The organism is Thermosporothrix hazakensis (assembly GCF_003253565.1).
Taxonomy (GTDB): Bacteria; Chloroflexota; Ktedonobacteria; order Ktedonobacterales; family Ktedonobacteraceae; genus Thermosporothrix; species Thermosporothrix hazakensis.
On sequence record NZ_QKUF01000027.1, the window covers coordinates 1 to 19,925 of the forward strand.

Sequence of the window (19,925 nt, forward strand, 5' to 3'; positions counted from 1 at the left end):
GTGACCGGGTCCATCCAGCTGCCGGAAGGGGTAGAGATGGTGATGCCTGGTGACAACATCGAGATGACGGTGGAGCTGATAAACGGTATCGCAATGGAAGAGGGCGTGAAGTTCGCCATCCGCGAAGGTGGACGCACCGTCGGTGCTGGCTACTGCACCCAGGTTATCGAATAGGTTTCTTGCAGATAAATCAGGAGAGGCTGTCACAATAGCCTCTCCTCCCCTGTGAGAGACCATTTCCAGGAGAAAGAAATGGCAACGGGAACAAAACAGCGAATTCGCATTCGCCTCAAGGCGTTTGATCACCGCATTCTCGATCAGTCGGCAATGCAAATTGTGGATACCGCACAGCGAACCGGCGCTCGGGTCTCTGGACCAGTGCCTCTGCCCACGAAAATTAACAAGTATACGGTGATGCGCTCCACCTTTATTGATAAGGATGCTCGCGATCAGTTCGAGATTCGCACGCACAAACGCCTGATTGATATTGTGGATCACACAAACAAGACTGTCGAAGCCCTGACTCATTTAAATCTGCCCGCAGGCGTAGACATCGAGATCAAGCTGTAGGAAACAAAAACCTGACGGCTGTAGTGACCGAAAGTACACGAAGCGAGTAACCGGGCCTGAATTTCTGAGAAGAAACCAGTGCTCAGGGCATTATTGTGTTTTTTCGATGCCACGGCTCGGTGAAAGTGGCGACGATACAATGCGGGTCCCTACAGATGAGTAATGGCATTCAGGATCATGTGTCCATCTACAATTGAGCATGAGCGCTGAATGTATAGGATGAGGTAAAAGAGTATGTTAAATGCGTTGTTGGGCAGGAAGGTCGGCATGACCCAGGTGTTTGGACCGAACGGATCAGTCATCCCGGTGACGGTTATTGAAGTCGGCCCCTGCGTCGTCACCCAGATCAAGAAGGCTGACCGCGATGGCTATGATGCGGTCCAGATTGGTTTTGAGCAGGTCACAACGAAGAATGTTACACGGCCTGTTCTGGGACATCTCGGACACAGCCTGCCACTACTGAAGGCACAGCGAAAGCAGTTACAGGCTTATCAGCAAGAGCAGAAGGCCAACACTGAGAAGAGCGAAGAGGGCGAGGAGAAACTGAGCAAGCAGATGCGCAAACTGCTCAAGATTTCTGAGAATCGCCAGCGCCGCCCGGGACCGGAACTCGGCCCGTTCCGTGTACTGCGTGAGGTACATCTGCAAGAAGGCATTACCCCGGAGCAAGTGGAACTGGGGACAGTGTTTGATGCCAGCATCTTCAATGATGGCGAAGTTGTGGATATCGTGGGAACGTCCAAAGGTAAGGGCTTCCAGGGTGTCGTGAAGCGCCACGGTTTCGGTGGTGGTCCCCGCACTCATGGTCAGTCTGACCGCTGGAGAGCTCCTGGTTCAATTGGCTCTGGAACTACTCCGGGTCGTGTACTCAAAGGCACGCGTATGGCTGGTCGAATGGGAAATGCACGCGTGACCGCGAAGAAATTGCAAGTCATACAGTCTGATCCTGAGCGTAACCTGCTGGTGGTAAAAGGTTCTGTGCCTGGTGCCAATGGCGGCTTGCTCATGATTAAGAAGCATGTGATGAGGTAACCGACATGCCTTCGACAACAGTGTATAATCTGGCCGGAGAGGCCGTAGATAAGCTCGAACTGAGCGAGCAGGTTTTCGGAATTACTCCGAATATGGCTGTATTGCATCAGGTAGTGACGGCACAGCTCGTCAACCGCCGTCAGGGAACAGCCTCGACCAAGACGCGCGCAGAGGTTTCGGGTGGTAATAAGAAACCGTATCGGCAAAAAGGGACGGGCCGCGCTCGCCAGGGTAGCACCCGCGCACCGCAGTTCCGTGGTGGCGGCACCGTGTTCGGACCGAAGCCGCATCCCTATCATCAGGATGTGCCCAAGAAGATGCGCCGTCTGGCTATTCGTTCGGTATTATCTGATAAGCTGGCGAATGAGAATCTGATCATTGTCAACGATTTGAGCCTTGAGCAGCCGCGCACCAAAGATATGCTCGCCATTCTGGAGAAACTCCCAACGAGCGAGGGCAAGCGCGTGCTGATGATGCTGCCTCAGCGTGACGAAAACGTTGTTCTGTCGGCGCGTAACATTCCTACGGCGAAAGTGCAGCATGTTTCCTCGATCAACGTCGTGGAACTGCTCAAGCATGATTTTGTGGTCATGCCGATTAAAACCGTGAAATGGATTGAACTGGTCTTTGGCGAAGGTCTGAGCGCCGAGGAAGCCAGCAAAAAGATCGCTGAAGAGACTCCGGTTGAGTCTGGTAGCGAAGCGTAGCGAGGAGGGAAACTGTGGAAATCACAGAAGTGCTGCGCCGCGGAATTGTCACCGAGAAGACGGTGAAGCAGCAAGAGCAGAACAAATATACGTTTGAAGTGGCACTGAAAGCTACGAAAGTGGACGTTCGTCGTGCTATTGAGACGCTCTTTAATGTGAAGGTTGAGAAAGTCAACATCATGCGCATGCCTGGTAAGGCTCGCCTGCTCCGCAGAAGAGGGGCGTACCCTCGACCGATTGAGGCGCGCGAGTGGAAAAAGGCGATTGTCACCCTGAGCGAAGGACAGACAATCGACGCATTGAAGGCGTAAGGGATAGAGAAGATGCCAGTTAAACAGTATCGACCAACGTCTCCCGGGCGTCGTGGCATGTCTGTCTCGACCTTCGAGGAGATCACAAAGACAAAGCCAGAGAAGTCACTGACCGTTAAGCTGAAAAAGCACTCTGGCCGCAATAATCAGGGTAAGATTACGACGCGACATCGTGGCGGTGGGGCAAAGCGTGCCTATCGTCTGATTGATTTTAAGCGCAATAAGTTGGGCGTTCCTGCTCGCGTCGCAGCGATCGAATACGATCCGAACCGCACAGCCAATATCGCGCTGCTGCATTATCTGGACGGTGAAAAGCGCTATATTTTAGCGCCCGTTGGTTTGAAGGTTGGCGACCAGGTGATGGCCGGCCCTGAGGCCGAGATTCGCCCTGGCAATGCGCTGCCGTTAAAGAATATTCCGACCGGTACGACTCTTCATAATATTGAGCTGGAAATTGGCCGGGGCGGTCAGCTTGGCCGCAGTGCCGGTAGCGCCATCCAGCTTATGGCGAAAGAGGGAAATTACGCGCTTCTGCGTCTGCCCTCTGGTGAGCAGCGATATGTTCATATCCAGTGTATGGCAACCGTCGGCCAGGTAGGAAATGTGGATCATGAGAACCTGACGATTGGTAAAGCCGGTCGAGCCCGCCACATGGGCCGCCGCCCGACCGTTCGAGGCTCGGTGATGAACCCGCGGGACCATCCTCATGGTGGTGGTGAGGGTCGTGCACCGATTGGTGGTAAGCCTCAGACGAAGTGGGGCAAACCTGCGCTGGGCTTCAAGACTCGTAGGAACAAACGCACTGATCGCTTCATTGTTCGCCGTCGCAATGCGGGCAGGAGGAAGTAAGTAAATGTCGCGCTCAAGAAAAAAGGGACCGTACATACACGAATCGCTCAGGAAAAAGGTTCTTGCGCTCAGACGCAGCGGCGAGAGACGCGTAATTAAAACCTGGTCTCGCGCTTCCATGATTTTTCCTGAAATGGTCGGAATGACTATTGCTGTACATAATGGAAAGACTCATGTGCCGGTTTATGTAACCGAGAATATGGTGGGTCATAAGTTAGGAGAATTTGCCCCCACAAGGCATTTCCGTGGTCATGCGGGTGGCAAGAATGAAAAGACCACTTCGGTGAGGTAGAGATGCAAGTCAGAGCTATTGCTAGAGATCTCGGCATATCGCCGCGCAAAATGCGTCTGGTTACAAACGCGGTGAAAGGGCTTCGCGTGAATGAGGCTCTGGCTGTTCTTCAGTTCTTGCCCAACGCAGGTGCGGAGCCTGTACGGAAGGTGGTAGCCTCAGCAGCGGCAAACGCGGAGAACAACTACAATCTGAATCCAGATGACCTGTACATTTTGAATATTGTGGCGGATGACTCATTCCGCATTAAGCGTGTGAAGCCACGTTCACATGGCCGAGCAGCCCGCATGCTGCGCCGTTTCTGCCATGTGACGGTCATCGTCTCGGACGACCCGGCGGACGCAGGCCGCTAAGTTAGAGGAGGATACTCTTGGGACAGAAGGTACACCCCATAGGGTTCAGGCTCGGCGTCGTAAAAGGCTGGCAGTCCCGCTGGTATGCCGAGCGGAATTATAAAGACGTTCTAGCGGAAGACTTTGCTATCCGCAACATTATCAGTAAAGAGCTTTCCGGTGCCTCCGGGGCTCGTGTTGACGCTGCGATCTCTCGTGTAGAGATCGAGCGTGCAGCACCAAAGCAAGTGCTGGTGAAGATCAATACCGCGAAACCCGGTATCGTGATCGGGCGCAGCGGCGAAAAGGTCGAACACCTGAAGCGCTTGCTTGAGGCGAAGACGCAGAAACGCGTCCGCATTGAGATCATCGAGATCCGACAGCCTGAGCTTGATGCATATCTGGTAGCACGCACCATCGCTGATCAGCTTGAGAAGCGCGTGGCCTTCCGGCGTGCTATGAAACAGGCTGTTCAGAAATCCATGCGTGCCGGCGCAAAAGGCATTAAGGTCATTGCTGGTGGCCGTCTGGGTGGCGCGGAAATCGCCCGCACAGAAAAGGAAGTAGAGGGCAGTGTTCCTCTGCATACCCTGCGTGCTGACATCGACTATGGTCTTGCCGAAGCGCATACGACATTTGGTGTTATCGGTGTGAAAGTCTGGATCTATCGCGGGGACATCCTCTCCAGCAAGCGCCGTGAGGCCCTCACTGCTGGTGCAGGCGTTGCTCAACCTTCCGCCCCGCGCGAGACTGGCGAACGCCGTCCAGAACGCCGCAGAGGCGAGGGCGGCACACGTGGTCAGCGTCCTCAGGGAGACCGAACACGTGGTGGTGAGCGCCCCCAGGGCCGTCGTGCACCTGGCGAGCGAGGGCCACGTCAGCAGGGTGAGAGATCCCGTCCGCCGAGAGCACCTCGCGGTCCACGCCCACAGGGGGAGAGACAGCCGCGGGCAGCACAGCCTTCCGAAGTGCAGCAGCCTCAGGCACAGACACCACCTCCTGCTGAGCCGAAAACACAGTCCGAAGGCACGCAGAGCGAGTAGAGGAGAGCGAAGCCATGTTACTGGCACCATCGAGAACTAAGTATCGTCGTCAGCATCGTGGTCGCATGAAAGGGGTTGCCACTCGTGGTGCAACCCTTGCCTTTGGCGACTTCGGTTTGCAGGCGCTTGAACCTTGCTGGCTGGAAGCCCGCCAGATTGAGGCCGCTCGTATCGCGCTTACCCGTTATATGAAGCGCGGCGGTAAAGTCTGGATCCGGGTATTCCCTGATAAGCCAATCACCGCCAAACCTGCTGAAACCCGCATGGGTAGCGGTAAAGGCGCTGTCGATCACTGGGTTTCCGTTGTTAAACCCGGGCGCGTTATCTTCGAGATCGCAGGTGTGAGCGAGGAAATCGCGAAAGAGGCCTGCCGTCTTGCCAGCCACAAGCTTCCGATCAAAACACGCTTTATCACACGAGGGGAGGCGGAGAGTGTCGAAGCTTAGCGAACGCAAAAAGCAGATCAGCGAAATGAATATCGCTGAGGCGCAAAAGGAACTCAAAGAGGCACGGCAGAAGCTGTTCAATCTCCGCTTACAACAACAGCGTGGAGAAGTGAAAAATACTCGTGTTTTTGCGCAAACCCGGAAAGATATCGCACGCCTGTTGCATCGTCTATCGATGTTGGAGAAAGAATAATGACGCAGCAAGTCGCAAACACCACGCCTGTCTCTACGCGCCGTGTGCAGAAGGTCGGGCGTGTGGTCAGCAATAAGATGGACAAGACGATTGTCGTCGAAGTCGAATCCCTGAAAAAACATCGCATCTATAAGCGAAGATATAAACAGACCAAGAAGTTTTATGCGCACGATGAGAATAACGCCTGTCAGCCTGGCGACCTCGTTCGCATCGAAGAGAGCCGCCCGCTGAGCAAAACCAAGCGCTGGATGCTGGTTGAAATCCTTCAGCGTGGTTCTGGCATTGTACCCGTCGAAGAGGTTCTGGCCGAAGATGAAGCTGAGCAGTCGGCGGAGGGAGAAGAGTAAATGATCCAGCCACAGACACGCTTGAAGGTGGCCGACAATACCGGAGCTAAAGAAATTATGTGCATCCGGGTGATGAGCGGCTCTGCAAAGAAGTATGCAGAAGTGGGCGACATTATTAAGGCCTCTGTAAAAGTAGCAACACCAAACGGACAGGTGAAAAAGGGTGATGTGGTCAACGCGGTGGTTGTACGCGTCGCAAAAGAATATGCCCGTAAAGATGGGTCGCATATTCGCTTTGACGAGAATGCAGCCGTCATTCTGGCTCCTGGTAACAACCCGCGTGGTACCCGTATCTTTGGCCCCGTCGCTCGCGAACTACGTGAGAAGAACTTTATGCGTTTGGTTTCGCTTGCACCTGAAGTGCTGTAGCGAGGGAAGAAATGGCAGTAAAGCAGAAAATCAAAAAACCCTTGCACCTTGCAAAGTTGCGCATTAAGAAGGGCGACACCGTCCTGATTCTGGCCGGCAAGGATAAGGGGAAAGAGGGAACAGTTTCGCGGGCTATCCCTCAGATGAATAAGGTCATTGTTGAAGGCCTTAATACCGTCAAGAAACATGTGAAGCCGCGAGGACAGACACAGCAGGGCGGCATCATTGAGAAGGCGATGCCCATTCATGTCTCGAACGTGATGCTCAAGTGCACTGAGTGCAATACCCCCACCCGTGTGGGCATTGAGCGTCGCGAGATGGGACAGGATAAGAAAATGCGCCCGGTGCGCGTCTGCAAAAAGTGTGGTAAAGTTATTCAGGATCGGACGAGGAGTAGTTAAACGTCATGGCAGCACGCTTGAAAGAAAAGTATCGCCAGGAGGTTGTGCCAGCCCTGCAACAGGAGTTTAACTACAAAAATCCGATGCAGGTCCCTGCCGTCAATAAAGTTGTTATCAATATCGGCATGGGCGAGGCAATCCAGAACGCGAAGGCGATGGATGCCGCTGTCTCTGACCTGGCTGTTATCACCGGGCAGCGTCCCGTGATCACGCGGGCAAAACGCTCGGTCGCTTCCTTCAAATTGCGTGAGGGGATGCCGATCGGGTGCATGGTGACCCTGCGTGGTGAGCGGATGTATTACTTCCTGGATAAACTGATGAATGTTGCGCTGCCCCGCTTGCGCGACTTCCAGGGTGTTTCGCCAGAGGCTTTTGATGGCCGCGGAAACTATACGCTTGGTCTGAAGGAGCAGCTGGTCTTCCCGGAAATCGACTACGATAAGGTCGACAAACTCCGCGGTATGGAGATTACTATTGTAACAACGGCCTCTTCTGATGAAGAGGGCCGACGGCTGCTCTCTTTGATGGGCATGCCCTTTAAGAAGCGATAATCTGGAGGGCGAAAATGGCAAAAATTTCGATGATTATGAAGTCGCTCCGCAAGCCCAAATACAAGGTGCAGCAGCATAACCGCTGTCAGGTCTGCGGTCGACCCCGTGCATATATGCGTAAGTTCGGCTTGTGCCGCATCTGCTTCCGTGAGCGTGCGCTTCGCGGTGAGTTGCCCGGCGTCACGAAATCGAGCTGGTAGTCGCGATTTAGTGGAGGAGATTCCATGAACATGACCGATCCCATTGCGGATATGCTTACTCGTATTCGCAATGCGATAAGAGCACGGCACACTCGCGTACTGATTCCAGCGTCGAAAATGAAGCTGGCGCTTGCGCGTGTGCTCAAAGAAGAAGGCTATATCAAAGATATCGAGATCTTGAAAGATAATCCGCAGGGCACGCTTCGTCTGACACTCAAGTATGTCGACAAGAAGCCGGTGCTGAACGAGCTCAAGCGCGTCAGCAAGCCGGGCCTGCGAGTGTACACCAAGCGTATGAATATCCCTCGGGTCCGCGGTGGTCTGGGGATTGCCGTTCTCTCGACGCCGCAAGGCCTGATGACTGGCTCTAAAGCCTATAAGCAGGGTCTCGGTGGCGAGGTCATCTGCTACGTTTGGTAGAGGGAGGTATTGTATGTCTCGTATTGGACGGGCTCCAATCCCAGTACCACCCGGTGTGCAGGTGAACTGGACCGAAGATAATGTTGTTTCGGTAAAAGGTCCGAAGGGAGAGCTTTCGCGCAAGATCGATCCGGCTCTGATTCTTAAGCTGGAAGATGGCAAGCTCATTGTCGATCGCCCTTCCGACAGCAAGGAGCATCGCTCAAAGCACGGCCTGTATCGCACGCTGATTAGCAACATGGTAGTTGGCGTTACCACAGGCTTTAAGAAAGAACTGGAAATTCATGGCGTCGGCTATCGCGCGGTGAAGCAGGGAAATAACCTGGTGATCCTGGTCGGTTACTCTCATCCCGTTGAGGTGGAGCCCCCCGCTGGCATCACTCTGAATGTTGAGGGCACCGATCCCGGCACGAAGGCAACCCGCATCAGCGTGAGCGGTATTGATAAGCAGCTGGTTGGCGAACTGGCAGCCAGCATTCGCCGGATTCGCAAGCCTGAACCCTACAAAGGGAAGGGCATTCGCTATGCTGGCGAGAAGATCCGCATGAAGGCCGGTAAGGCCGGTAAAGTCGGCGGCAAGAAGAAGTAAGCTCTTATCTTGAATATATCCGGGGCGCACGGTACAGAGCGCGAGAAAGTCGCTGTTGTACGGCGCCCGGAGCCTGAAAAACTCTGTGGTTCTGTAGGCAAAGGGTGGTGTTGAGCAAAGAGAAACGTAGTGCCGACCACGTCTCTCATGTCTGTTCCCACTACTCTGTGTTCTCTGAGAAAGAAAGGAGATGCGAGAGCTCGCACTTGCGAACTTTCGCACCTGAACTATGATTAAGAAGTTTCATGCAAATCAGGCGCGGCTGCGGCGGCACCAGCGGATGAGACGCCATCTACAGGGCACTACGGCACGTCCACGCTTGAACGTTTTCCGCAGCGGAAAGCATATCTATGCACAGCTGATCGATGATACTACGGGCCACACGCTGGTTTCGGCTTCGACAATTGAGGAGAGCCTGCGTGGCTTCCAGCCTGAACCCGCGGCCCCTGCCGCTCAGCCAGAGGTAGCGCAGCAAGAAGAGATTGTCGCTGTTGAGGAAGTGGCGGCAGAGGCAGCCACCAGCAAAAAGGCAGCGAAGAAAGCGGCAAAAGGCAAGCAGCAGCCCGCTGCTCCGACTGCTCTCCCTGCCGCCCAGAAAAAGCCGAAGAGAACTCCGGTCGAGATGCTGGCTCCAATCGCCAGTAACCGGAAGGTTGCTCTTGCACGTGAAGTTGGCAAGTTGCTGGCTCAGCGCGCACAGGAAAAAGGTGTGAAGCAGGTGGTTTTTGACCGTGGAGGCTATGCCTATCATGGGCGAGTCGCAGCACTCGCTGAAGGCGCTCGTGAAGCGGGTCTGGATTTCTAAGGCCACGGAAAAGCCTTTTTGGAGGATGCCTTAACGAACAAGGCAAGGAGAAATATGGCGAGAATAGATGCATCAAAACTGAACCTGGAAGAGACTGTGGTGGAAGTCAGCCGCGTCTCCAAGGTGGTCCAGGGTGGCCGAAACTTCAGCATTCGTGCCCTGGTAGTGGTCGGTGATCGCAACGGTCATGTGGGCTTCGGCTTTGGTAAGGCCAGCGAGTATACAGAGGCTATCCGCAAGGCTGTCGAGGATGCGAAAAAGCATCTCGTGGAAGTTCCTCTGTCTGGCACAACGATTCCATATCTGATTAAGACAACTTTTGGCGCTTCTGAGGTTCTGTTAAAGCCTGCTGCTCCTGGTACCGGCGTTATCGCCGGTGGTGCGGTACGTGCTGTTGTTGAGGCTGCTGGCATTCGCGATATCTTGACGAAGACGCTTGGTAGCACCAATAAGGCGAATACGGTGCAGGCGTGCATGAAGGCCCTGCGTGAGCTGCGCGCTCCCGATGAAGAGGCTGCCCGCCGTGGCAAGACCGTTGCCGATATCCTGGGCAAGAAACGCGCCGAGCAACTGGCCGCCGCCGCTACTGCCGCTGCTGAGCAGGCCGCCGCTGCAAAAGCTGCCCGCGAGGAAGAGGCACGTGAGAGCCGCGCTGCCGGTCGCCGTGGCGGTGAGCGCCGCGAGCGCCGTTCCGGTGGCGAGCGCCGTCGATAGGAGAATGCAATGCCAAAACTACGTATTAAATGGGTAAAGAGCGCAATCGGCTACCCACAAGATCAGAAGGATACGATTCGTTCGCTGGGCCTTCGCAAGCTCCAGCACACTGTTGAGCATGAAGATCAGCCCACGATTCGTGGTATGATTCGTAAAGTGCAGCACCTGGTGCAGGTTGAGGAGACGGAATAAGTGAGCCCGATTACACTTTCCAATTTGCGGCCCGCCCCTGGTTCACATAAGTCCGAGCGTCGCGTTGGTCGCGGCCACGGCTCCGGTCGTGGCAAAACTGCCGGACGAGGTACCAAGGGTCAGAAGGCGCGTTCCGGTGGCAAAATCCATCGCGCTTTTAATGGCGGCCAGAACCGCCTGTCAAAGCGTTTGTCGTTCGTTCGTGGTCAGGGCAATAGCAATGCCCCTTTCCGCGATGAATATACTATAATAAATGTTGTAGCCCTTAATCAGTTTGAAGCAGGCTCCCAGGTGCGCCCCGAGGATCTGGTTGCACAGGATCTGGCTACGAAGGCGCAGAGCCGTGGCTTGATTAAGATTCTGGGAGAAGGCGAAATTGATCGTCCTTTGACGGTGTATGCCCATAAGTTCTCGGCCAGCGCACGTGAGAAGATCGAAGCGGCAGGTGGTACAGTCGAGATCATCCCGACGAAGGTCTATCCGAAGACCAAACGCCGCAAAGACGACAAGGCTGCAACCGCGAATCAGCAGGGTGCCGGGGAGTAATTCCCTGGCCTCTTGCTCGTTGTTGTCTCTGTGAGGCTTTGTCTTCCAGCCCTTCCCTCGGGTGCCTGCTCTCGGGCTCTCGGGGTGAATGGCGGTTGGAAATCTTGCAACACGCATCTGCGCCAGGGACCCTGTACTGCTTGCAAGGCGGGCAGGCGCTTTACTGCTACCCGCGGCGTCTGGTGACGTGAAAGGAGGCTCCCATGTGGGAAAAGCTGCGTAGCATCTGGACAGTACCCGATCTACGCAATAAAATCCTTTTCACGCTAGGCATGTTGATTCTCTGCCGTGTCCTGGCCCATATCACGATTCCCCTGACCGGGGAAGAGCGAACGGCTCTGGTTGCTCTCTTCCAGGGCAAAACGGACCCCAATCTCGGCCAGCTTCTGGGTCTGCTGGATATTTTCTCTGGCGGCTCCCTGCAAACCTTTTCGATTGTTGCGCTGAGTGTGTATCCGTATATCACTGCCACTATCGTTATGCAGCTCCTGCAACCCATTATCCCGGCGTTGCAGAATCTTGCCTCTCAAGGAGAAGCCGGACGCCTGCGCTTTAGCCAGATCACTCGTTGGGTCACCGTTCCTCTTGCGTTTCTGCAAGCGGTCGGACAGTGTGCTCTGTATCAGCAGCAGAATGTGCTGAAGCACTTCAGCCTTGTTGACCCGCAATACGCGTTGCAGTCATACTCAATCCTCTTTTCTCTCACCGCCGGCGTGCTTGTCCTGGTCTGGTTCGGTGAGCTGATTACGGAAAAGGGTATCGGAAACGGGATCTCCATTGTCATTTTTGGCAATATCGTGAGCCGGATTCCGAATACTGTCCATCAGGGCTATGTTTCTGCCACCTCCAGTGGAGGCAATGGCAGTGGCATCGTCAGTATCGGCATTTTTGTGCTGATCGCTCTGGTGACTCTGGTCGCTATCGTCTATATTTACCTGGGACAGCGCCGTATCCCGGTTCAATACCCGACGAAGCGCATGGTTGGTAGAGGCTTGTTGGTAGGCTCGGCGCAAACCACCTACATTCCCATGCAGGTCAACAGTGCTGGTATGATCCCGCTGATCTTTGCTCAGTCTATGATGCTCTTCCCGGCGGTGATCTCTAAATTCCTGACAACCAGTAGTATTACCTGGCTGAAAGATGCTTCTATTTGGGTTTCGACCTGGCTTGTCAACCCCGGTCTCTGGTACTACTGGCTGATCTATGGCCTGCTGGTTGTTGCCTTTACCTACTTCTATGCTTATGTGATGTGGCAACAACAGAATATTCCAGAAAACCTGCAAAAACAGGGAGCGTTCATTCCTGGTTATCGTCCCGGTCAGCCAACAAGCGATTACCTGTATGCGATCCTGAACCGCATCACGCTTGGCGGCGCTCTGTTCCTGGGTATCATTGCGGTCCTCCCCTTTATTGCGAATGTGGGTGGCAGCCAGTTACTGGGAACGGCGTCTCTCTTGATTGTTGTGGGCGTTGTTCTGGATACAGTACGACAACTGGAATCTCAGATGGTTATGCGTAACTATTCTGGTTTCCTATCCTAAGGGGAGTCAGCCGGAGCAGTGGCTGTTTCACTGCACTTCCATCTCTGGTCTGGTAGGCGTTTGTATGGGAGTGCAACGGCGCACTCCCTTCAATTCCGTCGGAGGAAAATCGTGAATATCATCCTGATCGGTGCTCAGGGGTCCGGAAAGGGAACGCAAGCCGAAAGGCTCGCTCACAAACTTGGTATTCCCCACGTTGCTAGTGGTGATCTGTTTCGTAAGGCGATTGCGGACAAAACGGAACTGGGTGTACAGGCAAAAGAATATCTTGACCGCGGGGAACTCGTCCCCGATGATATTACGGTCGCTATGATTCTCAAGCGTCTCAGTGCTCCCGATTGTGCCCGTGGCGTCCTCCTTGATGGCTTTCCGCGCACGATTGTACAGGCTCAGGCTTTAGACAGAGGTTTGGCAAGTGCAGCTCGCTCGGTCGATTGTGCTGTCTATCTACAGGTGCCCCGCGACGTTCTGGTCGAGCGCCTCTCGGGACGCTATATCTGCCGGGCCCATCAGCATCCCTACAATATTCGCACCAATCCCCCGAAAGTTCCGGGAGTCTGCGATATTGATGGGAGTGAATTGTATCAGCGCGAGGATGATCGCGGCGAAATGATACAACGTCGGCTTGACATCTTCTTTGGCGAGACAATCCACCTGCTCGATTACTATCAACAGCAGGGAAAGTTAATTGAAATTGATGGAAATCGCTCGATTGAGGCGGTCCATCAGCAGCTCTACTCCGCTATTATGGAGCGGGTGGGCGAGAAAGAGCGCGAGTAAGGCGGGCTGTACCCTGTCGATACAGGGTACCCCTCTTGACAAATGCGCTGTTTTCACGCAAAGTCTCGTGAAGAAAGATATCTCCCCTCGTGATAATGAGGGGAGAGCGCTCTTCTGTAGAGTGTATGTATTTGATCCGGTTGCAGCCGTGTTCCTGCTTGTAATCCTGAGGCCCGCACATGCTTCAGGGTCTCACTGATGGAGGATGAAGAAGAGAAACAATGGCACCTATTCTCAAATCAAAGGAAGAGTGTGCGAAGATCCGGGAGACCGGACGCATTATTGCGGCCATCCTCGCCGAGCTGCGCTCTGCGGTGCGTCCCGGTATCACGACTGCGGAACTGGATCATCTGGCAGCAGAGGCCCTGAAACGCTTTGGCGCAAAGTCAGGCTCTCTGGGCTATCATGGTTACCCTGCTTCTATTTGTACGTCTGTAAACGAAGAGGTTGTACATGGTATTCCCGGACCACGTGTGTTGCAGGAGGGTGATATTATCACGCTCGATCTGGCTGCCAGCTACCAGGGCTGGTATGCCGACTCCGCAGTCACGGTTCCGGTTGGCTCTGTCTCTGCGGAGGCCAAACGCCTGCTTAAGGTGACAGAGGATGCCTTGTACCGGGGAATCGCTGCTGCCCAGGCTGGAAATCGTCTGCATGATATCAGCAGAGCGATTCAGCACCACATTGAGGCTGCTGGCTATTCGCTGATTCGCGAGTATGGTGGGCATGGGATCGGTCGTAGCATGCACGAGGACCCCGATGTGCTGAACTATGTTGAGCCCGCCTATCCGAATATGCGACTGCGGCCCGGTCTGGTGATCGCGATTGAGCCAATGGTCCTTCTGGGCTCCGAGGCAACCCGCGAGCTGGATGATGGCTGGACAGTCGTCACTGCCGATGGTCGGTATGCGGCTCATTTTGAGCATACTGTGGCTATCACGGATGGAAACGCGGAAATCCTGACACTGGGAGCGTAAGAGAGAAACGGAACGCTCTTTTTTCCGAGGGTGCTTCCCCCCTCTCGACGTCCAATGGAAAGTATGCTATAATCCGTAGTTGGCTGCAGCAGTAGGTACTGCTGCCCTTTTGTACTTCTAAGAGTATCGAAGTTTTGATTCTGCCCTGTATTCGGATGGATCAGAAACTATCCGTGTGCGCTCCGCGTTCTCGGTTCGTCCGACAAGCACAACAGTGGACGCGCCCGCTCCGAATGCGGCAAGAATGCTGAAAAGTAGTACCTCAAGAAGTAGAACAGACGAAACTGGTAAAAGCCGAAACCCCGGGCGTGGGGCGAACGGTGTTTTGAGCGGAGAAAGACTTTCTGTTCTGGGGCTTTTCAGGCGCATGTGTTGGCTGCCATATGTGCTCTCCTTGCAAGCCGGAACAGAGATAGAGTAGAAAAAAAGTCTGTCCGCAATCAGGAAAGGATGCTATGCCTAAGAGTGACGAAATTTCAGTAGAGGGTACTGTTGTAGAGGCCCTTCCAAATGCCATGTTCAAAGTGAAGATTAACGAGAATCACGAGGTCCTGGCTGTCCTCTCAGGACGTATTCGCATGAATTTTGTGCGTATCGTTCCAGGCGACAAGGTCAGAGTTGTGCTATCCCCGTATGACCTGAAGCGAGGCCGCATTACATGGCGTGTGAAAGGTTGATGTGGAGTTAAGGCATCCTTCTATATCCTGACGCCACTGATGCCTGAAATCACCTGGGGCATTGAGTGGTGAAACGTAGAGTATTCAGCGTTTTCTGGAAGCAAGCAAAGCGCAAGAACAGAAAAGACGCGTTGTCATGCTTCCTTTTTGCCTGCATGCCGCTCTTTCGTGCTGGAGGGTGGGGCCGGTGAAAAAGCGCAAGTGTCGATAGATTGTTGAGGAGGGCAAATTCATGAAAGTTCGCGCCTCTGTAAAACCACGCTGTGACGGTTGCAGGATCATTCGTCGCCATCGTGTGGTAATGGTTATCTGTAGTAAAGATCCAAAGCATAAACAGAAGCAAGGCTAAAAAAGGCGTAGTAGGCTTCTCGTCTTGCCCATGGGTGAGACTGAAGAAAGCCTGATGCTGGAGGGAAAGATGGCAAGAATTGCTGGCGTTGACATTCCCCGCGAAAAGCGTGTGGAAATCTCGCTGTGCTATATCTATGGAATCGGGCTGACGACAAGCCGCAAGATTCTGGAAAAGACTCGCATTAATCCGGACACTCGTGTAAAAGACCTGACCGAAGAAGAAGTCAATCGCCTGCGTGAAGTAATTGACCGCGAGTACAAGGTTGAGGGTGATCTGCGCCGCGAAGTTGATATGAACATCAAGCGGCTGATCGAGATTGGCTGCTATCGTGGCATGCGCCATCGTCGCAACCTTCCAGTGCGAGGACAGCGCACACGCACGAATGCGCGCACTCGCCGTGGGCCAAAACGGACTGTTGCTGGCAAGAAGAAAGCCACGAAGAAGTAATGCGGGAGAGAGTGAGAAAGAATGGCAGACAAGAAAAAGACTACTGGCAGGGTCAGGCGGCGTGAGCGCAAGTCTGTGCCACGTGGACAGGCCCATATTCAAGCAACCTTTAACAATACCATTGTTACTCTTACCGACCCCAACGGTAACGTTATTGCCTGGGGTAGCGCTGGCGCTCAGGGCTTCAAAGGCTCGCGTAAGAGCACCCCGTATGCTGCTCAGGTAACGGCTGATAATGCCGCTCGTAAAGCAATGGATCACGGTCTCAAGCAGATTGATGTTTTTGTGAAAGGACCGGGTTCCGGTCGCGAAGCTGCAATTCGTTCTTTGCAGGCCGCAGGGCTGACCGTGACTTCGATTACCGACGTTACACCTATTCCGCACAATGGCTGCCGACCGCCGAAGCGGCGTCGTGTCTAAGCTTGCTGTTATCATGCTGTGCGTGTGAGGAGGAATCATTTAGATGGCACGTTATACCGGCCCGGTCTGCAAGCTGTGCAGGCGTGAGGGGGTAAAACTTTTCTTAAAAGGTGACAAGTGCATCCAGAAATGCACTCTCGATAGACGCAGCACTCGCCCCGGTCAGCATGGTGCGAGTCGCGCACGTAAGGAATCCGTGTACGGCAAGTTGTGGCGTGAGAAGCAGCGGGTTCGCCGCACCTATGGGGTGCTTGAGCGCCAGTTCAGCAAGCACTTTGAGGAAGCCGCCCGCCGCCCTGGTAAGACCAGCGAAAACCTGCTCCAGATCCTGGAGATGCGCCTTGACAACCTTGTCTATCGTCTGGGCTTCGCCGACTCTCGGGCGCAGGCGCGCCAGCTTGTCAATCATGGCCATTTCGAGGTCAATGGACGCAAGACGGACATTCCGTCCTTCATTGCCAAGCCGAACGATGTAATCACTGTGCGCGAGCACAGCAAGAGCATGGAGTACTTCAAGGCTCGTGCTCTCCTGCTCGATCAGAAGAGCATTCCTTCCTGGCTTTCCCTGGATAAAGATGCGCTTTCTGGCCGGGTCCTGTCTCTGCCTTCACGAGCAGAACTTGAGCTGCCGTTTGATGAACAGCTCGTTATTGAGTACTATCAGCGGTAACACGTTGAGTCGCGGTGGGTCTGTCCCTGTCCCCTTCCTCTCGAAGGCGCTCAGGGATGTTAGAAGCTCTTGGACTACCTGCGGTTTCGCTATCTGATCCCTTCGCAATGCGGCTTGACTGGCAGCATTGGGTAGAAGGGGTCAGTGTTAGGGACGAACTCTGGTAGAAAAAGAAAGGCGGGTTAGAACCTTGCTAGACAACATTACTCTGCCTCGGATTAAAAATACAAAGACACAAGGGAATTATGCAAGTTACGATATCGAGCCGTTAGAGGCGGGGTACGGTATGACCCTGGGCAACGCGCTACGGCGTGTTCTGCTGTCATCTTTGCCCGGTGCAGCAGTGACCTCGATTCGCATTGAAGGGGTTCAGCATGAGTTTCAGGATATCCCCGGCGTTATGGAGGATGTCACCGATATTGTGCTGAACGTCAAGAAGCTGCGTCTGCGCAGTTTCTCTGACCATGCCGTTTCTATGCGCCTTGAGGTAAACGGTGAGCGCGAGGTTACGGCTGCCGATATTGTTGCTCCCAGTACGGTAGAGATTGTCAACCCCGACCTCCATATTGCGACCCTGGATAATGAAAATGCCCATCTCGATATGGAACTGGTCGTTGAGACTGGACGGGGCTATGTTCCTGCCGACTCGAAGGAAGATCAGCCGATTGGTGTGATCCCGGTCGATGCCATTTTTAGCCCGGTGCAAAAGGTCAACTATACGGTTGAGCATACTCGTGTCGGTCAGATGACCAACTACGATAAAATCGTTCTTGAAATAAATACGGATGGTACGATCACGCCGGATGAAGCTCTGCGGCAAAGCGCGGACATCCTGGTACGCCACTTCACTTTGCTGGCGAACTACCGTGCGTCCTTGCCTGAGCCTGAGAAGGCTCCGTTGAGCAGCTTGCCCATCCCTCAGAAGATCTATGATACTCCCATCGAGGAACTGGATCTCTCGGTCCGCGCCTATAACTGCCTCAAACGCAGTAACATCACAAAGGTTGGACAGATCCTCTCGATGAATGAAGAAGATCTTCTTGGTGTGCGCAATTTCGGTGAGAAGAGCTTACAGGAGCTGCGCGAACGTTTGCTTGCTCGCAACTTCTTGCCCAATGCTCGCACCAGTGCTGTTGGGGCCGATTTGGACGGCGATCACGAAATGGAGGAATGAGTTGAGGCACCGAGTTGCCGGAAACCGGATGAGCATGCCTGAGCCGCGCCGCCGTTCTGCGCGCCGCAATCTGATGGCTGGCCTCATTCGGTATGACCGCATTAAAACAACTGAAGCACGCGCGCGTGCTATTCGCGCTGAAGCGGAAAAATTGATCTACGCAGCGGTTCAGGGCCGCCAGCAGGCATGGGACTACCTGACCTCTGTTGTTTCCGATAAAGAAAAGGCCGAGCAGATCCTGGCTTTCGCTCGCAAGGGCCGCTTCTCTCTCAAGGCGTCTATTGCCAGCAATGAGGAGCGCGCCGCCCAGCTGAAAGCTCCTCTGACCGAGAAGGGACGCAAGTTCCTTGAGGACAAGCTTGCTGCTCGCCGCGAAGAACTCTTGAAGATCATCTCCAACGAAGATGAGGCGGAGAAGGCGCTGAATGCGGCTTACCAGGCTATGGTGATTGAGCTCCGCGCGCGCCGCAAAATTCTGAAGGCCCTGCCCGATGAATTGGTGGTAAAGAAGATTTTCGAGGAACTGGCTCCGCGCTATGTCAATCGCCGCGGCGGCTATACTCGTATCACCAAACTTGGTCGCCGTAAGGGTGATGCCGCTGAAATCGCTCAGATCGCCCTTGTCTAAGCTTTTTTGAAAGGGCGCACCCTGGTGCGTTACCTGATTTGACGTATGAATATTGCGTGCGGTATTGAGTATGATGGTACCGACTATCATGGCTTCCAGCGTCAGCCCAGAAGCCACGGTGCAACGGTACAGGGTGTACTGGAAACTGCGATTGAGCGGATTTCCGGGGCTTTCTCGGTCGTTTCCAGCGCAGGACGAACCGATGCTGGCGTGCATGCAAGCGGACAGGTGATCAACTTCCGCCCGCAGAAGCTGCTGCGTCCTGACGCCTGGCGTCGCGCTCTCAATGCCGTTCTGCCTGATACGGTTGTGGTTCGCTGGGTTCGGGAAGTCCCCGAGACTTTCCACGCCCGCTTTAGCGCCTTGAGCCGTTCCTATCGCTATTCGATCTGGAATGATGCCGCTCCTACCGCGTTGCGGAGCCGCTATACGCTGTTTTGCCCGCGCGCGCTGGATGTTGCGCTTATGCAAGAGGCGTGTCAGTTTTTGCTCGGGACTCATGATTTTGGGGCCTTTGGTCATAGCCCCTATGACTCTGACCCGACAAAACCAGGACCACATCATTGTATTCGTACGATGTTGGAGGCCCGTTGCACGCGTGATCCGGTACAACCAGAACTTATCTATTGTGATTTTTCTGCCAACGCCTTTCTCACGGGGCAGGTTCGCAGAATGGTCGGCACTCTGCTCCTGGTCGGTCAGAAACGACTAAGCGTGGCGGAGTTCGCCGAGATTGTGCGACGGGCCGAGAAGACGCACCCTGGTTCAGCGGCTCCATCGCATGGGCTGTGTCTGGTACGGGTTGAGTATCCTGAAAAATTTGGAGTTAATGCATAATGAGAAAGACATATAGCGCCAAGGCCGCTGATCTGCAACCCAAATGGTATGTCATTGATGCCGAGGGGCAGGTGCTGGGCCGCCTGGCATCGCAGATCGCGCAGATCTTGCGCGGCAAGCACAAACCCACCTTCACTCCGCATATGAATTGCGGCGACTTTGTGATTGTGGTCAACGCCGAAAAAGTCGCTGTTACTGGCAAGCGCCTCGATCAGAAGGTGTACTATCGCCACTCTCAATACCCCGGCGGCTTGAAACAGGAGACGCTGCGTCAGCGCCTCTCCGGTCGCTTCCCGGAACGCGCTATCGAGCATGCTGTTCGTGGCATGGTGATGCATAATCGCCTGGGCAAAGATATTATGAAGCGACTCAAAGTCTATGCTGGCCCAACACATCCACATGAGGCTCAGAAGCCGGTTACCTGGACAGGCCCTCAGTCCCTGTTGCAGCAGGCCGGTCAGGAGAAGTAAAGAAGAGGAGATCCTACCTTGGCAGATACCAATAGAGGTGACT

32 protein-coding genes and 3 pseudogenes are annotated in these 19,925 nt (G+C 54.3%); all 35 read left to right on the forward strand.

Annotation, left to right across the window (positions count from 1 at the left end):
• Positions 1-174, forward strand: a 174-nt coding sequence (locus EI42_RS24875) for an EF-Tu C-terminal domain-related protein (RefSeq protein WP_487248051.1), incomplete at its 5' end; no start/stop codon positions are given.
• 78 nt (positions 175-252) lie between these two features.
• Complete coding sequence (gene rpsJ, locus EI42_RS24880) at positions 253-570, forward strand: 30S ribosomal protein S10 (RefSeq protein ID WP_111325352.1); 318 nt, start codon at positions 253-255, stop codon at positions 568-570.
• A 234-nt stretch (positions 571-804) separates the two neighbouring features.
• Positions 805-1,602, forward strand: coding sequence for a 50S ribosomal protein L3 (gene rplC, locus EI42_RS34015; RefSeq protein WP_346268201.1), 798 nt, complete (start codon positions 805-807; stop codon positions 1,600-1,602).
• A 5-nt stretch (positions 1,603-1,607) separates the two neighbouring features.
• Positions 1,608-2,309, forward strand: coding sequence for a 50S ribosomal protein L4 (rplD, locus tag EI42_RS24890; protein ID WP_111325353.1), 702 nt, complete (start codon positions 1,608-1,610; stop codon positions 2,307-2,309).
• Between the two features lie 14 nt (positions 2,310-2,323).
• Positions 2,324-2,620: a 50S ribosomal protein L23 gene (gene rplW / locus EI42_RS24895; RefSeq protein WP_111325354.1), complete on the forward strand. Its 297-nt coding sequence runs from the start codon at positions 2,324-2,326 to the stop codon at positions 2,618-2,620.
• 12 nt (positions 2,621-2,632) lie between these two features.
• Positions 2,633-3,469: a 50S ribosomal protein L2 gene (gene rplB, locus EI42_RS24900; RefSeq protein ID WP_111325355.1), complete on the forward strand. Its 837-nt coding sequence runs from the start codon at positions 2,633-2,635 to the stop codon at positions 3,467-3,469.
• Between the two features lie 4 nt (positions 3,470-3,473).
• Positions 3,474-3,761, forward strand: a complete 288-nt coding sequence (gene rpsS / locus EI42_RS24905; protein WP_111325356.1) for a 30S ribosomal protein S19 — start codon at positions 3,474-3,476, stop codon at positions 3,759-3,761.
• A gap of 2 nt (positions 3,762-3,763) precedes the next feature.
• The gene (gene rplV, locus EI42_RS24910) at positions 3,764-4,114 is read left to right on the forward strand and encodes a 50S ribosomal protein L22 (protein ID WP_111325357.1); all 351 of its coding nucleotides are present in this window, start codon (positions 3,764-3,766) and stop codon (positions 4,112-4,114) included.
• 17 nt (positions 4,115-4,131) lie between these two features.
• A pseudogene (gene rpsC, locus EI42_RS34020) lies at positions 4,132-4,791 on the forward strand (30S ribosomal protein S3); the annotation flags it as partial.
• 359 nt (positions 4,792-5,150) lie between these two features.
• Positions 5,151-5,582: a 50S ribosomal protein L16 gene (gene rplP, locus EI42_RS24920; RefSeq protein WP_111325359.1), complete on the forward strand. Its 432-nt coding sequence runs from the start codon at positions 5,151-5,153 to the stop codon at positions 5,580-5,582.
• Positions 5,569-5,775: a 50S ribosomal protein L29 gene (rpmC, locus tag EI42_RS24925; protein ID WP_111325360.1), complete on the forward strand. Its 207-nt coding sequence runs from the start codon at positions 5,569-5,571 to the stop codon at positions 5,773-5,775. Before rplP ends, rpmC begins: the two co-directional genes overlap by 14 nt.
• Positions 5,775-6,122 (forward strand): 30S ribosomal protein S17, encoded by a 348-nt coding sequence (gene rpsQ, locus EI42_RS24930; protein WP_111325361.1) that lies wholly within the window; start codon positions 5,775-5,777, stop codon positions 6,120-6,122. The genes rpmC and rpsQ overlap by 1 nt, the downstream gene beginning before the upstream one ends.
• Positions 6,123-6,491: a 50S ribosomal protein L14 gene (rplN, locus tag EI42_RS24935; protein ID WP_111325362.1), complete on the forward strand. Its 369-nt coding sequence runs from the start codon at positions 6,123-6,125 to the stop codon at positions 6,489-6,491.
• A gap of 11 nt (positions 6,492-6,502) precedes the next feature.
• Positions 6,503-6,892 carry a 50S ribosomal protein L24 gene (rplX, locus tag EI42_RS24940; protein WP_246046331.1) on the forward strand — a complete coding sequence of 130 codons (390 nt, stop codon included), beginning with the start codon at positions 6,503-6,505 and terminating at the stop codon, positions 6,890-6,892.
• Between the two features lie 5 nt (positions 6,893-6,897).
• On the forward strand, positions 6,898-7,443 hold the full coding sequence (rplE, locus tag EI42_RS24945) for a 50S ribosomal protein L5 (RefSeq protein ID WP_111325363.1): 546 nt from the start codon (positions 6,898-6,900) through the stop codon (positions 7,441-7,443).
• Between the two features lie 14 nt (positions 7,444-7,457).
• Positions 7,458-7,643: a type Z 30S ribosomal protein S14 gene (locus EI42_RS24950; protein ID WP_111325364.1), complete on the forward strand. Its 186-nt coding sequence runs from the start codon at positions 7,458-7,460 to the stop codon at positions 7,641-7,643.
• A gap of 24 nt (positions 7,644-7,667) precedes the next feature.
• On the forward strand, positions 7,668-8,063 hold the full coding sequence (gene rpsH, locus EI42_RS24955; protein ID WP_111325365.1) for a 30S ribosomal protein S8: 396 nt from the start codon (positions 7,668-7,670) through the stop codon (positions 8,061-8,063).
• A 13-nt stretch (positions 8,064-8,076) separates the two neighbouring features.
• Complete coding sequence (gene rplF, locus EI42_RS24960; RefSeq protein ID WP_111325366.1) at positions 8,077-8,652, forward strand: 50S ribosomal protein L6; 576 nt, start codon at positions 8,077-8,079, stop codon at positions 8,650-8,652.
• 280 nt (positions 8,653-8,932) lie between these two features.
• Positions 8,933-9,010, forward strand: a pseudogene (locus tag EI42_RS34995) (50S ribosomal protein L18); the annotation flags it as partial.
• A gap of 264 nt (positions 9,011-9,274) precedes the next feature.
• Positions 9,275-9,457, forward strand: coding sequence for a 50S ribosomal protein L18 (locus tag EI42_RS24970; RefSeq protein ID WP_170142903.1), 183 nt, complete (start codon positions 9,275-9,277; stop codon positions 9,455-9,457).
• Between the two features lie 54 nt (positions 9,458-9,511).
• Positions 9,512-10,006: pseudogene (gene rpsE / locus EI42_RS24975) on the forward strand (30S ribosomal protein S5); the annotation flags it as partial.
• A 174-nt stretch (positions 10,007-10,180) separates the two neighbouring features.
• On the forward strand, positions 10,181-10,363 hold the full coding sequence (gene rpmD / locus EI42_RS24980) for a 50S ribosomal protein L30 (RefSeq protein WP_111325368.1): 183 nt from the start codon (positions 10,181-10,183) through the stop codon (positions 10,361-10,363).
• 9 nt (positions 10,364-10,372) lie between these two features.
• On the forward strand, positions 10,373-10,909 hold the full coding sequence (gene rplO, locus EI42_RS24985; RefSeq protein WP_111325425.1) for a 50S ribosomal protein L15: 537 nt from the start codon (positions 10,373-10,375) through the stop codon (positions 10,907-10,909).
• A gap of 203 nt (positions 10,910-11,112) precedes the next feature.
• Positions 11,113-12,450 carry a preprotein translocase subunit SecY gene (gene secY, locus EI42_RS24990; RefSeq protein ID WP_111325369.1) on the forward strand — a complete coding sequence of 446 codons (1,338 nt, stop codon included), beginning with the start codon at positions 11,113-11,115 and terminating at the stop codon, positions 12,448-12,450.
• A gap of 18 nt (positions 12,451-12,468) precedes the next feature.
• A complete protein-coding gene (locus EI42_RS24995) occupies positions 12,469-13,230 on the forward strand; it encodes an adenylate kinase (protein ID WP_246046330.1) in 762 nt (253 codons plus the stop codon).
• A gap of 221 nt (positions 13,231-13,451) precedes the next feature.
• Entirely contained in the window at positions 13,452-14,207 is a 756-nt protein-coding gene (map, locus tag EI42_RS25000) for a type I methionyl aminopeptidase (protein ID WP_111325371.1), read from the forward strand.
• Positions 14,208-14,662: 455 nt separating this feature from the next.
• Positions 14,663-14,884, forward strand: a complete 222-nt coding sequence (infA, locus tag EI42_RS25005) for a translation initiation factor IF-1 (protein ID WP_111325372.1) — start codon at positions 14,663-14,665, stop codon at positions 14,882-14,884.
• 232 nt (positions 14,885-15,116) lie between these two features.
• Positions 15,117-15,233, forward strand: coding sequence for a 50S ribosomal protein L36 (gene rpmJ / locus EI42_RS25010; RefSeq protein ID WP_111325373.1), 117 nt, complete (start codon positions 15,117-15,119; stop codon positions 15,231-15,233).
• A gap of 69 nt (positions 15,234-15,302) precedes the next feature.
• The gene (rpsM, locus tag EI42_RS25015; RefSeq protein WP_111325426.1) at positions 15,303-15,683 is read left to right on the forward strand and encodes a 30S ribosomal protein S13; all 381 of its coding nucleotides are present in this window, start codon (positions 15,303-15,305) and stop codon (positions 15,681-15,683) included.
• A 21-nt stretch (positions 15,684-15,704) separates the two neighbouring features.
• Positions 15,705-16,103 carry a 30S ribosomal protein S11 gene (gene rpsK, locus EI42_RS25020; RefSeq protein WP_111325374.1) on the forward strand — a complete coding sequence of 133 codons (399 nt, stop codon included), beginning with the start codon at positions 15,705-15,707 and terminating at the stop codon, positions 16,101-16,103.
• 43 nt (positions 16,104-16,146) lie between these two features.
• Positions 16,147-16,773: a 30S ribosomal protein S4 gene (gene rpsD, locus EI42_RS25025; protein ID WP_111325375.1), complete on the forward strand. Its 627-nt coding sequence runs from the start codon at positions 16,147-16,149 to the stop codon at positions 16,771-16,773.
• Between the two features lie 190 nt (positions 16,774-16,963).
• Positions 16,964-17,947, forward strand: a complete 984-nt coding sequence (locus EI42_RS25030; RefSeq protein ID WP_111325376.1) for a DNA-directed RNA polymerase subunit alpha — start codon at positions 16,964-16,966, stop codon at positions 17,945-17,947.
• Between the two features lies 1 nt (position 17,948).
• Entirely contained in the window at positions 17,949-18,575 is a 627-nt protein-coding gene (locus tag EI42_RS25035; protein WP_174843902.1) for a bL17 family ribosomal protein, read from the forward strand.
• Between the two features lie 45 nt (positions 18,576-18,620).
• Positions 18,621-19,412 (forward strand): tRNA pseudouridine(38-40) synthase TruA, encoded by a 792-nt coding sequence (gene truA / locus EI42_RS25040; RefSeq protein WP_111325377.1) that lies wholly within the window; start codon positions 18,621-18,623, stop codon positions 19,410-19,412.
• The gene (rplM, locus tag EI42_RS25045) at positions 19,412-19,882 is read left to right on the forward strand and encodes a 50S ribosomal protein L13 (protein WP_111325378.1); all 471 of its coding nucleotides are present in this window, start codon (positions 19,412-19,414) and stop codon (positions 19,880-19,882) included. Before truA ends, rplM begins: the two co-directional genes overlap by 1 nt.
• Positions 19,883-19,925 lie beyond the last annotated feature (43 nt).